The 14,209-nt window shown below is 60.6% G+C and carries 13 protein-coding genes and 2 pseudogenes; 7 read left to right on the top strand and 8 right to left on the bottom strand.

Going from position 1 to position 14,209, the window contains the following annotated elements; translation table 11 throughout:
* Window positions 1-7: 7 nt before the first annotated feature.
* A complete protein-coding gene (locus ACSQ3G_RS29845) occupies window positions 8-763 on the top strand; it encodes a GntR family transcriptional regulator (protein WP_436112878.1) in 756 nt (251 codons plus the stop codon).
* Window positions 764-876: 113 nt separating this feature from the next.
* A complete protein-coding gene (locus tag ACSQ3G_RS29840; RefSeq protein ID WP_436112877.1) occupies window positions 877-1,725 on the top strand; it encodes an alpha/beta fold hydrolase in 849 nt (282 codons plus the stop codon).
* Window position 1,726: 1 nt separating this feature from the next.
* Here the strand turns inward: ACSQ3G_RS29840 and ACSQ3G_RS29835 are convergent, their stop codons facing one another.
* The 3 genes from ACSQ3G_RS29835 to ACSQ3G_RS29825 all read right to left on the bottom strand — a co-directional run bounded on the left by ACSQ3G_RS29835 (window position 1,727) and on the right by ACSQ3G_RS29825 (window position 5,871).
* Window positions 1,727-2,941 carry a CaiB/BaiF CoA transferase family protein gene (locus ACSQ3G_RS29835; protein WP_436112876.1) on the bottom strand — a complete coding sequence of 405 codons (1,215 nt, stop codon included), beginning with the start codon at window positions 2,939-2,941 and terminating at the stop codon, window positions 1,727-1,729.
* Between the two features lie 67 nt (window positions 2,942-3,008).
* The gene (locus tag ACSQ3G_RS29830; protein ID WP_436112875.1) at window positions 3,009-5,072 is read right to left on the bottom strand and encodes a 3-hydroxyacyl-CoA dehydrogenase NAD-binding domain-containing protein; all 2,064 of its coding nucleotides are present in this window, start codon (window positions 5,070-5,072) and stop codon (window positions 3,009-3,011) included.
* A 19-nt stretch (window positions 5,073-5,091) separates the two neighbouring features.
* Window positions 5,092-5,871, bottom strand: coding sequence for an enoyl-CoA hydratase-related protein (locus ACSQ3G_RS29825; RefSeq protein ID WP_436112874.1), 780 nt, complete (start codon window positions 5,869-5,871; stop codon window positions 5,092-5,094).
* Between the two features lie 260 nt (window positions 5,872-6,131).
* Here ACSQ3G_RS29825 and ACSQ3G_RS29820 point away from each other — a divergent pair, with 260 nt between their 5' ends.
* The 4 genes and pseudogenes from ACSQ3G_RS29820 to ACSQ3G_RS29805 all read left to right on the top strand — a co-directional run.
* The gene (locus ACSQ3G_RS29820) at window positions 6,132-7,160 is read left to right on the top strand and encodes an acyl-CoA dehydrogenase family protein (protein WP_436112873.1); all 1,029 of its coding nucleotides are present in this window, start codon (window positions 6,132-6,134) and stop codon (window positions 7,158-7,160) included.
* Between the two features lie 15 nt (window positions 7,161-7,175).
* Entirely contained in the window at window positions 7,176-8,339 is a 1,164-nt protein-coding gene (locus ACSQ3G_RS29815; RefSeq protein ID WP_436112872.1) for an acyl-CoA dehydrogenase family protein, read from the top strand.
* A 17-nt stretch (window positions 8,340-8,356) separates the two neighbouring features.
* Window positions 8,357-9,634 (top strand): CaiB/BaiF CoA transferase family protein, encoded by a 1,278-nt coding sequence (locus tag ACSQ3G_RS29810; protein ID WP_436112871.1) that lies wholly within the window; start codon window positions 8,357-8,359, stop codon window positions 9,632-9,634.
* 142 nt (window positions 9,635-9,776) lie between these two features.
* Window positions 9,777-9,955 (top strand): annotated as a pseudogene (locus ACSQ3G_RS29805) (ISL3 family transposase); the annotation flags it as partial.
* Window positions 9,956-10,029: 74 nt separating this feature from the next.
* On the opposite strand, the gene ACSQ3G_RS29800 reads toward ACSQ3G_RS29805, so the two are convergent.
* The 3 genes and pseudogenes from ACSQ3G_RS29800 to ACSQ3G_RS29790 form a co-directional block, all read right to left on the bottom strand.
* The gene (locus tag ACSQ3G_RS29800; protein ID WP_436112870.1) at window positions 10,030-10,569 is read right to left on the bottom strand and encodes an ABC transporter substrate-binding protein; all 540 of its coding nucleotides are present in this window, start codon (window positions 10,567-10,569) and stop codon (window positions 10,030-10,032) included.
* A gap of 49 nt (window positions 10,570-10,618) precedes the next feature.
* Window positions 10,619-10,999: pseudogene (locus ACSQ3G_RS29795) on the bottom strand (alanine racemase); the annotation flags it as partial.
* 209 nt (window positions 11,000-11,208) lie between these two features.
* On the bottom strand, window positions 11,209-12,048 hold the full coding sequence (locus ACSQ3G_RS29790) for a VOC family protein (protein WP_436112869.1): 840 nt from the start codon (window positions 12,046-12,048) through the stop codon (window positions 11,209-11,211).
* On the opposite strand from ACSQ3G_RS29790, the gene ACSQ3G_RS29785 reads away from it, so the two are divergent.
* The gene (locus ACSQ3G_RS29785; protein ID WP_436113234.1) at window positions 11,933-12,484 is read left to right on the top strand and encodes an NADPH-dependent FMN reductase; all 552 of its coding nucleotides are present in this window, start codon (window positions 11,933-11,935) and stop codon (window positions 12,482-12,484) included. The two genes, ACSQ3G_RS29790 and ACSQ3G_RS29785, sit on opposite strands and share 116 nt — an antisense overlap.
* 96 nt (window positions 12,485-12,580) lie before the next feature.
* Here ACSQ3G_RS29785 and hpaI read toward each other — a convergent pair whose 3' ends face one another.
* Together hpaI and hpaH are read right to left on the bottom strand one after the other, a co-directional pair.
* Entirely contained in the window at window positions 12,581-13,393 is an 813-nt protein-coding gene (hpaI, locus tag ACSQ3G_RS29780) for a 4-hydroxy-2-oxoheptanedioate aldolase (RefSeq protein WP_436112868.1), read from the bottom strand.
* Window positions 13,394-13,404: 11 nt separating this feature from the next.
* Window positions 13,405-14,208, bottom strand: a complete 804-nt coding sequence (gene hpaH / locus ACSQ3G_RS29775; protein ID WP_436112867.1) for a 2-oxo-hept-4-ene-1,7-dioate hydratase — start codon at window positions 14,206-14,208, stop codon at window positions 13,405-13,407.
* Window position 14,209 lies beyond the last annotated feature (1 nt).

Below are 14,209 nucleotides of genomic sequence, written 5' to 3'. Positions count from 1 at the left end.
AGATAACATGTCCGAAGCCACCTCGAGATCTCAGACCGCAACCGCCTTAGACAAAAGTTCCGTTGCTCGCTACATACAGCTTGCATCCCTGTTCCGGAAGTGGGTGGAAAACGGGACATGGCCGGTCGGATCCCAGATTCCCACGGTCGAGATGCTGGCAAGAGAATGTGGCGTTGCCGGTATGACCATTCGTCAGGCGCTCGATATTCTCGAGAAGGAAGGTCTGATCGAACGGTTTCGCGCCAAGGGTACATTCGTGCGCCAGAAACCTCGCCGTGATCTATGGTGCGAGGTGCAGACGGATTGGAACGGGCTCTTGATGTCCCGCTTAGACGCTGACATCAAAATTCTTTCCGACGTGGCCAATCAGAGCCTCGACCAGTCCGGGTTCGATGTCGGTAAAGTCGTCCCCGCTTATCGCCATCTCCGCCGCCTTCACAGTCGCGGTGGCGTGCCTTTTCTTGTCGCTGACGTTTTCGTTGACGAGCGGCTGCGGGGTCTCATCCCGGAAGAGAACTTTTCGAAGACCACCGCCATGCGGCTAGTGTCGGAACTGCCCGGGTACAGAGTGGTCGACGCCCGACAAATATTGACGATCGATTCCGCTGATCTCGAGACCGCCACTTTGCTTGACATCGGGCTGGCCGAGCCGATCGCCAAGGTCCAGAGACTGGCGGTCAACGAGGACGGGGCTCTGCTGCTGGTCGCCAACGGCCTTTACCGCGGCGATATGGTGCGTATTGACATGAAACTGATCAAATAGCGATCTTTTCGGTGCTCCTACCATCCTGATAGTGCGCTTGCCGCATTGGATAAATCAATAAAGCATGTTATTGCTTTATTGACGCCTGAGGGCGTGTCAACGGGAGGAGCACCATGAATATTGGAAAGTTTGCACTGGCCGCCTGCATGGCGGGTTCATTCGTCTTCAGCGGCAATCTGGCTGCATTGGCCGCCGAAGAAAAAACTGTCGTCAACGGTAACGCCACGATTTCCTATTCGGTACGTGGCGACGGTCCGCTCGTCGTGATCATTGCATCGACCGGCCGTGGTACGTCAGAGTTTGGGCCATTGGCCGACCGGCTGGCCAAGCGCGGCTACAGGGTAGCGCTTCCCGAACCCCGCGGCATCGGCGGCTCGCGCGGCCCCATGAACGATGTGACGTTCCACGATTTCGCACGCGACTTCGCTGCGGTGATCAAGGCGGAAGGTGGCCGCGCTGTGGTTGCTGGCCACGCCTATGGGCAATGGATCGCAAAGACGATTGCGTCGGACTACCCCGAGATGGCGCGGGGCGTTGTTCTTGTTGCCGGCGGCGCAAAGAAGTGGCCGCAGGAACTCTCCGATGCCATTACCATGATCAATGATCCGGCATCCTCGCGCGAACAGAAACTGGCCGGATTGCGTCTGGCTTTCTTTGCCGAAGGCAACGACCCCACTGAGTGGCTGGAAGGCTGGCACCAGGATGTGACGAAGTCTCAGCGCGAGGCCCGCAAGCTCACCAACCAGGCCGACTGGTGGGCAGCGGGGAAGGCACCGTTGCTTGATCTGCAGGCCGGGGCGGACCCTTTTCGACCCGAAAGCTCGCGGTTGGAGGCCAAGGATGAGTTCGGTGATAGAGTGACTGTAGCCGTCATCCCGAATGCGAGCCATGCATTGCCCGCAGAAAAGCCGGTCGAGACCGCCGACGCGATCGCGGACTGGGCTGACACGCTCCCGAAGTAACTCAGGTTCGCGGCATACTCGCGGGAGGCTGATCGTTCTGGTCAGCCTCCCGCGAGTATAGTTCCGCGAGGATGTCCGCACGGTCCTGGTCAAGCTCCGGAACGGGCTGGCGTTCGGCCGTATCCGCGAATGCCGAGAACTTCATCGGATTGCCGACGACCGTGAACAACTCGCCGGCTTTATTGCGAGTGCTGCACAACATGTTGCGCGCCCGAAGCTGCGGATCATTTATCAGGTCGGCGACGGTGTTGATCGGACCGCAGGGGATGCCCGCCTCCTGCAGCAACGACAACCAGTCCGCCGCGGTTTTATGGGCAAGCGTGATTTCGACTTCGATTTCGAGGGCCTGATGATGCCGTTGCCGCATCAACCGGCCGTTGAACAGCGGGTTTTCGGACAGATCCGGCCGGCCTATGGCATGGACGAAGCGGGCAAAAAGCGTGTCGTTGCCGGCGGCGATCACGATCCAGGCATCTGCGGTCTGAAAAGCCTGGAACGGCGCGATCAGCGGATGCTTGCTGCCCATCGGCCCCGGTATCTCGCCGGTCGCCACATGCCGGGTAATCGCGTTCTCGTGCAGGGCGATCTGACAATCGAGCATGCCGACGTCTATCGTGCAACCTTTTCCAGAGTTCTGCCGGCTGAAAAGTGCGCCACAGATGCCGAGCGCGGTGAAGACACCGGCACCTATGTCGCCAATCGACGTGCCGATGCGGGCCGGCGGTCCATCGGGAAAGCCGGTGACGCTCATCATGCCGCCCATCGCCTGGACGACGATGTCATAGGCCGCACGGTCGCGGTACGGCCCGGTCTGACCGAATCCGGAAAGCGAAGCGTAGATCAGGCGCGGGAACCGCTCGCTCAGTAGTCGGGTACTCATGCCTAACCGGTCCATGACGCCGGGGCGGAAGTTTTCGACAAGCACGTCGGCACCCGCGAGAAGGTCGAACAGAATCTTTCGGTCCGCCTCGGATTTCAGGTTAAGAGCAATCGACTGTTTGCCGCGGTTGACCGAGGCGAAGTAGGTGGACGTGTGCCCGTGGATCGGCCCGAAGCCGCGAGAATCGTCGCCTCCGTCCGGATCTTCGACCTTGATCACGCGAGCTCCGAGATCACTCAGGATCATTGTCGCATAGGGGCCGGCCATCACCCGCGTCAGGTCGACGACGAGGACGCCTGCCAGTGGACCGGCCGGAGCGGCTTCCTGATCATTCATTGTAATTTTCCTCCCCGAGGACACTATCGTCACTTCCGGCTTCAGCCGAGCTTGCGCCTTCCTATTGCTATCGGCTAAGCACGCGACCAAGGTCGCCCCGCCTGAAACCGTGGCCGGCCGCCTCCGCAAGCTCGTCCATAGCGCTTTCGAGATGCGCGCGAGGCTGCCGATCCGCCCAGAACAGCGGACCGCCGCGATAGGCCGGAAAACCATAGCCGTTCACCATTGCGAGATCGACGTCCGAGACACGCTGGGCAATACCTTCCTCCAGCAGCAGCGCCGCTTCGTTGACCATGGCTGCCAACGCCCTGCGGACGATGTCCTGTTCCGCGAAGCTGTGGCCGGCACGGCCGGCCTCGGTTCGGCAAGCCTCGATGACGCGCTGCGTTTCGGGATCGGGCGTCCGGCGTCCGCCCACCGCCCCATAGGCATACCAACCGGCGCCGGTTTTGCGGCCGAGGCGTCCGGCCTCGCACAGCCGGTCGGCAATCCTAACATAGCGCTCGCGCGGATCGCGGCTTGCGGCCTGCCGCTGGCGTGTCTTCCAGGCGATGTCGAGGCCGGACAAGTCGGAAACGGCAAAGGGTCCCATAGCAAAGCCGAAACTTTCGAGCGCGCGATCCACCTGTTCGGGCGAGGCGCCGTCCTCGACCATGAACTCGCAGTGTCGCCGGTAGGCGGCATAGATGCGGTTGCCGATGAACCCTTCCCCGACGCCGGCGACGACAGCGGTTTTCTTCAGACGTTTGGCGATCTGAAGCGCGGTCGCCAGCGCACGAGCCGAGGTCTCCCTGCCGCGAACCACCTCCAGAAGTTTCATGATATGTGCCGGGCTGAAGAAATGCAGGCCGACGACGTCCTGCGGGCGGCCACTTGCTTCGGCGAGCCTGTCAAGATCGAGATAGGATGTGTTCGATGCGATCACCGCGCCCGGTCCGGCCAGTTCGCCGAGTTGCCGCATCACCGGCAATTTGACGTCGTAATCCTCGAACACCGCCTCAAGCAGAAGATCGCAGCCGGAAAGGGTATCCACATCGATCGTTGTCGTCAGCCGCTCAATCGTCGCAGCGGCCTTGCCCTCGGCAATACGCCCGGCCTCCACCGACTTCTTGTAGTTTTCGCGGATGCGGCTAATGCCGGCGGCCAGCGCCTCATCGGTCCTGTCGATCAGCGTCACGCCATAGCCCGCATCCAGGAATGCGATCGCTATGCCAGATCCCATCGTTCCGGCGCCGAGGATGCCGACATTCCGGACAGCCGCTGGCTGAATCCCCTCGATCTCGGGGATCTGCAGCGCCTGTCGCTCCGCGAAGAACTGATAGCGTAGCGCGGTTGCCTGCTCGCCACAGCGAAGCTTGTCGAAGGCCGCACGCTCGACGGCAAGCGCCGCATCGAAATCCATCGACGCAGTGCGGTCCAGCACATCCAGCACGATCGCGATCGAGTTGAGTCCCTTGGCGCCTTTTAGCGCCTTCGCCTTGGCCTCATCCAAGGGTTCCGCCGGCTCGACGGGGGGTGACATGTCCCGCAGACGGCGCTTTCCTCCGGCCATCGACTTCGCCGCCGCTACCGCGTGCCTGAGCAGATCCTCATCCGCGATCGCATCGATCATGCCAAGCTCCGCCGCTTCCGGTGCCGGGACCCGACGCCCGGAGGTGATCAGGTCAATCGCCCTGCTCATGCCCGTGAGCCGGGGCAGGCGCTGTGTTCCGCCGGCGCCGGGAATGATGCCGAGCCGGACTTCCGGCAGGCCGACCACCGCAGCCGGGCTCGCAATACGGCGATCGCATGCCAGGGCGATCTCATAACCACCGCCGAGAGCTGCGCCATGAATGGCGGCTACCACCGGCTTCGGGCATTGTTCGATGGCTGCATTGACTTGCGGAACCAGCGGTTCCCGCAGCGGCTTGCCGAATTCGCGGATGTCGGAGCCGGAAATGAACGTCTTGCCTCCGCCGATGATCACCACCGCCTCGATGGAGCTGTCACCCGCCGCGCGCGCCATGGCGTCGGCGAGCCCCTTGCGAACACCCCAGGAGCCCGCATTGACCGGGGGGTTGTCGATCGTTGCGACAAGCACCCCATCCTCGATCTCGATAGCGACAAAGTTTGCTTCGGCATCTGCTTTCATCTGATCCTCCATCGCCCGATCACCGCCCCTTGAAAACGGGCGCACGCTTCTCGACGACCGCCCTCGTTGCCTCCCGGGCGTCCTCCGTCATCATTAGTCTGGTGCTGAAACCCTGCTCCAACTGATAGCCGTCCTCGACCACCATGAACTCCACGGCGTTCAATGCCTCTTTGCCGAGCCGCAGGCCGAGCGGAGACTTGGTGGCAATCACCGCGGCCAGCGCATTGGCCTCGTCCATCAGTTGCTCCAACGGCACAATGCGGTCGACAAAGCCCCAGCGTTCCGCCTCCTCGACGCTGATCGGCTGCCCCGTAAAGAACATGCGCCGCAGAACGCTCTGCGGCAGATGGCGTCCCATGTGCGCTGTCGCACCGCAGCGGCCGACATTGATTTCCGGCAGTCCGAAACGAGCATTTTGCGAGGCGATGCGGATATCGCATACGGAAGCAATGACCGCGCCGGCACCGAGTGCCGGCCCGTTGACCGCAGCGATCGTCGGCAAGCCGCATTTGCGGATGGTTTCGAAGCATCGGCGTATGATGCGGGCGCGGTAGGGGTCGTCCTCGACCGTGGCTGCTAGAAACTCGTTCAGGTCCAGCCCGGCACAGAAAGCCTTGCTGCCGGACCCGGTCAGGATGATGCAGTTGACGTCCGTCCAGTTGCTTGCGTCCTGAAACAGATCGGCAAGCTCCTGATAGAGCGCCAAGGTGACGACGTTCACGGGCGGATTGTCGAGCGTGATCGTTGCGACCTTATCGGTCTTCTCGATCCTGAGCCGGTCTGAAGGCTGGAATGTCATTACGAATTTTCCTCTGTCGCGATTGACCGTACCGCCCGAAGCCGAGCGAGCGGTCCATCTTTGCCTTGAAAAGCATAAAACTATATCTATGATATATTCAAGTCTATTGCGATTCTCGTTGTCGGGGCCGGCAACTGCCTCCGGTTGGATTGCCGCGAGGCTCACTCCTCGGTCCTTGACGAGCCCATAAAACGCAATAAGTTGATTTATAGATTGATAGGGTTGGGAGGAGAGCCGTGTCCGATCCTTTGGAAATAGAAATGATCCGTGATAGCGCGCGCGCTTTTGTGCCCGCCGGAAGCGGGCTGCGGCGTATCCGCGGATTGCGGTTCACAGATAAAGGTTTTGATCGCAACGTCTATCAACAGATGGCTGAAATGGGCTGGCTGATGTTGCGCCTGCCTGAGGCGGCCGGCGGCCTCGGACTGGGAATGGATGCCTATTGTGCACTGGCCCGCGTCCTTGGCAGCGGCCTCGTTCCGGAACCCTTGATCCACGGGGCGCTCGCCGTGAGGCTGATGGGCGAAGCGGCCGATGAGGCCGTACTGTCCGGCCGACGTATCGTTCTTCCCGCCTGGCAGGAAGATTGGGACGGCCTCGATTGGGCCGCCACGATCAAGCTCATAGCCGGCAAGGCATCCGGTAGAAAGCGTTTCGTCCCTGGCGCAGGAGGTGCGGACGCGTTTCTGGTGACTGCGGCCGATAAGGCCGGCCTGGTCGAGGCGGGTGCACAGGGTCTTCGCATCGACAATGAGGGAACGCAGGACGGCGGTCATTTCGGCGATCTCGTGATAGAAGCCGCGCCTGCCGCGATCTTGCCTCTCGACGACCCGGCTGCCGCGTTCGACGAAGCCGTTCTCGCGAGCGGCGCCTATTTGCTTGGACTGTGCGAGACGGCGCTGTCAATGACGCTCGATTATCTGAGGGTGCGTCATCAGTTCGGCAAGCCGATCGGCAGCTTCCAGGCCTTGCAGCACCGAGCCGCGGACGTGAAGATCCAAGTGGAATTGCTTGCCGCCAGCATCGCCATGGCTGCGGCGGCTCTTGACGCCGGTGTGCCGGCGCCGCGCCGCGCCGCGCTTGTGTCGCAGGTCAAGACGCGCGCATCGGACACCGCCATGCTCGTTGCCAGAGAAGGTGTGCAAATGCACGGCGCGATCGGCTTTACGGACGAACACGATATTGGCCTTTATGTCCGCAAGGCGATTGTTTGGGCCAACCAGTTCGGCAGTGCCAACTTTCACCGGAAGCGCTTTGCCGCCACCCAGCCCTTTGTCCAGGCTGCTTAGCCGCCGGGAGAGAAAATGAGTTGCAATACCCGAAACGAAATTTATCGCACTATGAGCGATGCGGACTTCCGCAGCGAAGCCCGCGCCTTCATCGAGGCAAATTATCCCGACATTCCTCGCTTCTCGCAGAGGCGTCTGCATTTCAGCCAAAGCCGACCGTGGTACATGGCCTTAGCTCAGAAGGGATGGATCGCTCCCGCATGGCCGGTCGAGTATGGCGGCATGGGGCTTTCCGCCACAAAGCAATTGATCTGGATCGAGGAAAACGAGCGCTTCGGTGCGGTGCGCATCAACGATATCGGGCCTGTCATGCTCGGGCCGCTGCTGATCCGGTTCGGAACTGACGAGCAGAAAGCCAGGTTTCTTCCGCCGATCCTGAGCGGCAAACACATCTGGGCGCAAGGCTATAGCGAGCCGAATGCGGGCTCCGATCTCGCCGCCGTGCGCACCGAAGCGGTGCTGGACGGTGAAGAATGGATCATCAACGGCCAGAAGACCTGGACGACTCTAGGAAACGACGCGAACTGGATCTTCATTCTTGCCCGCACCGACAAGAACGCAAAGAAGCAGGCCGGAATCAGCTTCATCCTCATGCCGATGGACCTGCCCGGTATCACCGTGCGCCCAATCGAGAACCTCGAGATGCACGACGAGTTCTGCGAGGTGTTTTTCGATGATGTCCGGGTGCCTGCAGCCAACCTGGTGGGAGAGGTCAACCAGGGCTGGACCATGGCTAAGGCGCTACTCGGACATGAACGGGTCTTCATCGGAGCGCCGCGGCTTTCGGCTCAGGCGCTGAGCCGCCTGCACCTTCTCGCCTGCAAGGTCGGGGTCGATCGGGATCCGGACTTCCAGGACCGGTTCACCAGGCTGCGGCTCGACGTGGCGGATCTGACGGCGCTGTTCGAGACCTATGTCGAGAAGCTACGCCAGGGCGAAGCGATCGGCCCCGAGGTTTCGGTCATGAAGATTTTCCAGAGCGAACTCTACCAGCGCGTCTCTGAGGAAATGATGGCGATCGGCGGCGCGAGTTCGGCCCTGCTGGCACCTCTTGAAAATGATCCCAAACTGCATGCCGCCGGGACCTATCTGATGGCACGCCCGACGACAATCTTCGGTGGTTCCAACGAAATATTGCGAAACGTGCTGGCAAGGTCGGTGCTAGATCTGCCCTCCTGACGAGACGAAAGACGCTTATGACAACGACAGAAGCCCCGTCGCCCAGCGCTCCACCTGTAGCGAGCGGTTGCCTTTCTCACCTGACAGTGCTCGACCTCAGCCGTGTATTCGCCGGTCCGTTGGCCGGTCAGATCCTGGCCGATCTAGGTGCCGAGGTGATCAAGATCGAGCATCCCGTATATGGTGACGACGTTCGCCATCTCGGTATCAACCGCAAGGACGCGCAGGGTCGCGAAACCGGAGAGACCTCGTCTTTCCTGGCCACGAACCGTGGAAAAAAATCAGTTGCCGTCGATCTGAAGGCGCCGGAAGGGCAGAAGATCGTCCGGGAACTTGCAGTGAACGCCGATGTCGTCATCGAGAACTTCAAGGTCGGCACGTTGGCGCGCTACGGGCTCGGTTACGAGGATATCCGCCAGGTCAATCCCGACGTCGTCTATTGTTCTATCACCGGCTTCGGCCAGACAGGACCCAATGCGGATCTGCCTGGCTACGACCCGTTGTTTCAGGCCCTGAGCGGTCTCATGAGCATCACCGGTGTCCCCGACGGTTTGCCAGGAGCGGGGCCGAACCTCGTCGGCTACAGCGTCTCCGACATCACGGCCGGTCTCTACGCGACGATCGCCATTCTTGCCGCTCTCAGCCACCGTGATCGCGGAGGAGGCGGGCAACAGATCGATCTTGCTCTTCTCGATGCCCAGGTCTCCAGCATGTCGCATATTGCGATGAACTATCTTGTGTCAGGGGAGGCGCCGGTGCGCGCCGGCTCCGCTTCGCAGATCACGTGTCCGTGGCAGGCCTTCGGATGTGCCGACGTGGACATCATGATTGCCGTCGGGAACGACCGGCAGTTCAACCGACTTTGCGAGGTGCTGGATATCCCGGACGTCGCGGACGATCCGCGCTTCCGCACCAACCGCGATCGGATGGCGAACAGCGCCGTGCTGTTGCCGCGGCTCGATGAGGCATTCGCGGGTGCGCGGGTCGCGGATTGGGTGGAGGGTCTTACAGCCGCCGACATTCCTTGCAGCCCCATCAACACGATTCCGCAAATGCTTGACAACCCGCAGATCCGCCATCGCCAAATGGTGGTCGAGGTACCGAACGAACGGACTGGCGACGTGAAGCTGATCGCAAACCCTATTCGCCTGTTGAGCACCCCGCTGACCTATGATCGACCGCCACCAGTGCTTGGCGCCGATACACACGCTGTCCTTGATGGGAAGCTCAACCTCAGCGCCGGCGAGTTGTCACGGCTGACCCCACAGGGGTCATATTCCAGTCTTGAGGCCTAGGAGGCTGGGAGCTTGGTAATAAATCGGCTTTATCCACGCGCCGAGGTAACAAGGGGGTCGACAGCTCGGATCCTTCACATCAGGATTTTTGTCAATTGTTCATTTGAGTGGCATGGAATTTCTCCTTCGTAGGCGGATCCACGCCTCATTCGCCAACGGCGTTATCCGCGACAGAGGAGCGGTTCAGAATGCAATTACTTCAATATGGTCGAACGGCGGCCAGACGGAGGGGCAGATCACCAAGCTGAAACTCATCAAGCGCCAGATGTAGGGCGCGCGAAACTCGATTTGCTTGAGGCACGTATCGTCGGAGCACTCTGATGTCATCGAGATTGTGTCAGACCCGATTATGTCCGCATCTATCGGAATTCATAGATCGGAGCCTGTATGGCCGTTCAGTGCAGAAGGGCTTTTTCCGGATAGAGGCCGGGGTGGCCGGGAGAGGGTTCACACTTAGTTTCGCCGAGATAAAGACCGATCTGTGCGCGGAAGCGCTCCACAGCTCCTCGGTCCGCGAGGAATCGACCAAAGACGGTCGGATCGCCGTTGCTATATTCCCAGATCGGCTTGTGGCCTGTTGGAGGGGCCACATCAGTGCGCACCGACCACATATACCAGACGTTTTTCTGCGTTTCCTTATCCAGCAGCCAGCTGAGATAAAGCTTTGCTGCTTGGGGGTGCTGAGAGCCCTTTAGGATTGCGGCTTGCTGAGGGCATGCAACAAAGGGATCTTCCTTGGGCAGCACGAAACGAGAGACCGTGCCGTCGAATGGCACCAGACCGCCATCGGTGGAGAAGGTAGCGGTCGCGGCGCCGCTTTCCACCATGTCTGCCGGAGCCTGCGTGCCACGCACATAAATCGGCTCCTGTTTCGCCAATGCGTCGACATAATCCCAGCCGTATTTGTCGACAACCTGCTTGAACCAGAAGAGCACAGCATCATCATCTGCGGGATAGGTTAGAATCAGCTTGGCCTAACAGGTGATCGATGTCGCCGAGAAGCGCCCTGTTCGTCGACAGCAGACGAGCCTCGTCAGGAGAAAGGCCGAGCCGCGACATGCCGGTGTCGAACTGCAGGGCGGCCGGCAGACGCCGGCCCAGCTCGCGCGCTGCCGATGCCCAGTTGGCGACCTGCTCCAGAGAGTTCAATACCGGAATGAAACCGCCGTCGGCACATCGGATCTCATTGCCTGGCTGCAAACCGTTGAGAACGAATATACGGGCATCCGATCCGATGCAGGGTTTCAGCGCCACCGCTTCGGCGAAATGGGCGACATAAAAATCTCGACACCCGGCGTCGTAGAGTGCCGGAGCGACACGGCCCACGCCCGGGCCGTAGGCGTCCGCCTTGACGACAGAAGCAGCCTTTGCAGGTCCCACCAGGTGTTGCTGTCGCCAGCCTGGCCTTGGAGCGCAACACGCCGACGCCACCATCCCAGCTGTCTTCTGAAAGCGGCGCCTTGGTTTCCGTCTTGAACAGCGTGAAGAACCCCAATCGAGATGGCTGGAGACGGACGGCACAATGACCGGCTGTTGGCGAAGCGCGCGAAGCGTTGAGGCTCTCTGTTCAGTGGTCAGGTATTGAGACCGGAGCGAATGCCCTTGCGCGCCTCGGCTGCATCGCGTTCGCGCCGGTCGACAAAGGCTTCGAAATCGAAGTTGAGAAGATCGATTTCCTCGATCGGGTCGTATGCGCGCGATGCGCCTTCCCAACCGATCTTGTCGATACCCCAGTAGAATTCCAGCAGATTCCCATCGGGGTCACGGGCATAGAAGCGCGGCTGGTTACCGGGTCCGCCTTTCCGGCTGTTGACGATCTCGACGCCCCCGTCCCGCATTTTCGTAAAGAGCCCCTTCAGGTCTTCCGGCGTGTTCAGCTCGAACGCGATGTGGTGCAACCCGAAGCCAAAGCGCGGCGCATCCGGCGCATCGGCGGCGAGAATGTTGCGACGCATCCGGAAGATCGACATTTCGTGATGCGTGACGTCACACCGCAGGAAAGCTCCCGCGGCAACGGCAACGCCGTGGCCGATCTTCTCTTCCGGATATTCGAACTTTTCCGTCAGACGCATCCCGAGATACGTCGAATAAAAATCGATCGTGCGATCGATATCCCTGACCGTGAGCCCAACGTGACCAAGCCTGACAACGCGAACCTCCATGCGATGACTCTCCTTTACAATATCCGTTAATTGAACATATATGTTCTTTATATGAACGCTGTCATCAAAGCAAGAGCGCGAAACAGGCAATCTCACCCCGGAACAGGCTATAAAGCGAGGGAAAATGACTAAAACAATCAGCATCGCGGTAATCTGCGGAAGTCTTCGCCAAGGATCGTTCAATGCGGCAATCGCACGGGAATTTTCGGCGCTTGCGCCCACCGGAATCTCCTTCCGTCCGCTGGACGGCATGGAACGTATTCCGCACTACAATGCGGATATCCACTCTGAGGGTTGTCCTGCCATTGTGCTCGACTGGGCCGACATCATCCGGTCTTCGGATGCCGTTGTGTTCATCACACCCGAATACAATTACTCGATCCCCGGTGTTTTGAAGAATGCGCTCGATTGGTTATCACGGCTGTCTCCGGCGCCGTTTTCGGGCAAGCCGGTGGCAATCCAGACGGCTTCAATCGGCATGCTCGGCGGTGCGCGGGCGCAATACCACCTGAGACAGGTGCTGCTCTATCTCGATGCATTCGTGTTGAACAGGCCCGAGATCATGATCGCAGATGCAGCCAGCAAGATCTCGGCGCAGGGCGAGCTTACTGACCGAGCAACGCGGCAGTTGATCGCAGAACAGTTCGTCGCGCTTCAGGGGCTTATCCAGAGGGTAGCGGCGTCTTAAGCATGTCCCTCAAACCGTGCAGCGGTTCGATCACGACATGCGGAAAACCAAAACATTAAAGCGGCAGCAGGGAATTTGGAGGATTTGGGAGGCGCTTTAGTAGACCTTTGCCGCGCCCGAACTTCCGGCGGTGGTCGCGCCAGCGTTTCGAAAATCGGAGAGCTGGCGTGAAGCACCGTTTGCCAAGAGGGCGACATCGTTGCCGATAGCGACGAAGGTGGCGCCGAGTCCCAGATAGCGTTTGGCCAGCGACTGATCGGCGGTCAGGATGCCGGCGGCCTTGCCAAGCGCCCGGATACGGATCAGCGCCGCTTCCACCGCCTGTTGTACCTCGGCATCGCCGGGCCGACCGAGATGGCCCATGTCGGCGGCAAGATCAGCCGGCCCGATGAAAACACCATCTACGCCGTCGGTGGCCGCGATGTCATCGAGTGCGGCCAGTCCAGCGCGGCTCTCAATCTGCAGCAACAGGCAGACCTCGTCATTGGCGGTCTGCAGGTAGTCGGGAACGCGATTAAACGCCGACGCACGGGCAAGCGCTGCCCCGACGCCGCGCACGCCGTGCGGCGGGTAGCGCACCGCGCGCACCATGGCTTTCGCCTGGTCGCCGCTCTCGATCATCGGCACCAGCACCGTCTGTGCGCCGATATCGAGGATCTGCTTCAGGAGCCAAGCCTCGCCGATCGGTGCCCGGATGACCGGGTGGCTCGGCGAACCCTTGAGCGCCTGCAATTGCGTCGTCATCAGAGGGATATCGTTCGGGGCATGCTCGCCGTCGATCAGCAGCCAATCATAGCCGGCATCACCCAGTATTTCGGCCGTATAGGGATTGGCGAGCGCGAGCCACAGTCCGATCTGCGGACGCTTTTCCATCAAGGCCGCTTTGAAGGTGTTTTTGGGCGCCGGCATGGGCATCTCTCCTATGCGAAATAGCTGCTAACGGTGCCGTAGGGTCCGAAATCGGCGACGACGGTGTCGCCGTGGCGTGCTTCGATCGGGCGAACGAAAGAGCCGGCAAGGACGATGTGGCCCGCCTCGATGCGGTCGCCATATTCAGCCAACCGATTGGCAAGCCAGGCAACGCCGCGCGCCGGCTGGTTGAGAACCCCGGCACCCAGACCGGTTTCCTCGACTTCGGCGTTGCGACTGACAATTGCGCCCATCCAGCGCATGTCGACAGTCTCGGGTCGCGCCATGCGCCCGCCGAGCACGATGCCGGCATTGGCCGCGTTATCGGAAATCGTGTCGACGATGGTGCGAGCCTTATTTGTTCCGGGATCGGCCCTAAGGATGCGCGTATCGAGGATTTCCAGCGCTGGGGTGATATAGTCGGTAGCGTTCAGCACATCGAATACGGTGACGCCGGGCCCCTTCAGCGGAGCCTTCATTATGAAGGCGATCTCTGCCTCGATCCGCGGCTGGATGAAGCGGTCCGCAGGTACCGTCGCGCCGTCCTCGAACAGCATGTCGTCGAAGAGGACGCCGGAATCCGGAATGTCGATATTCAGCGCATACTGCATCGCCTTGGAGGTAAGGCCAATCTTCCAGCCGATCACTCTGCGACCTGACGCAACCTTCTTCTTGACCCAGGCCGATTGCACCGCATAGGCGTCGTCCATCGTCATACCGGGGTATTGCAGCGACAAAAGACCGGTCTGTGCGCGTGTCCTCTCTGCGATGTCAAGCTGTTCGGCCGCTTGGCGGATTTCATCGGGTGTCAACACA

It is taken from the genome of Neorhizobium tomejilense (assembly GCF_964254135.1).
GTDB classification, from domain to species: Bacteria; Pseudomonadota; Alphaproteobacteria; order Rhizobiales; family Rhizobiaceae; genus Neorhizobium; species Neorhizobium tomejilense.
This window is presented reverse-complemented; position numbering and strand designations above follow the sequence as displayed.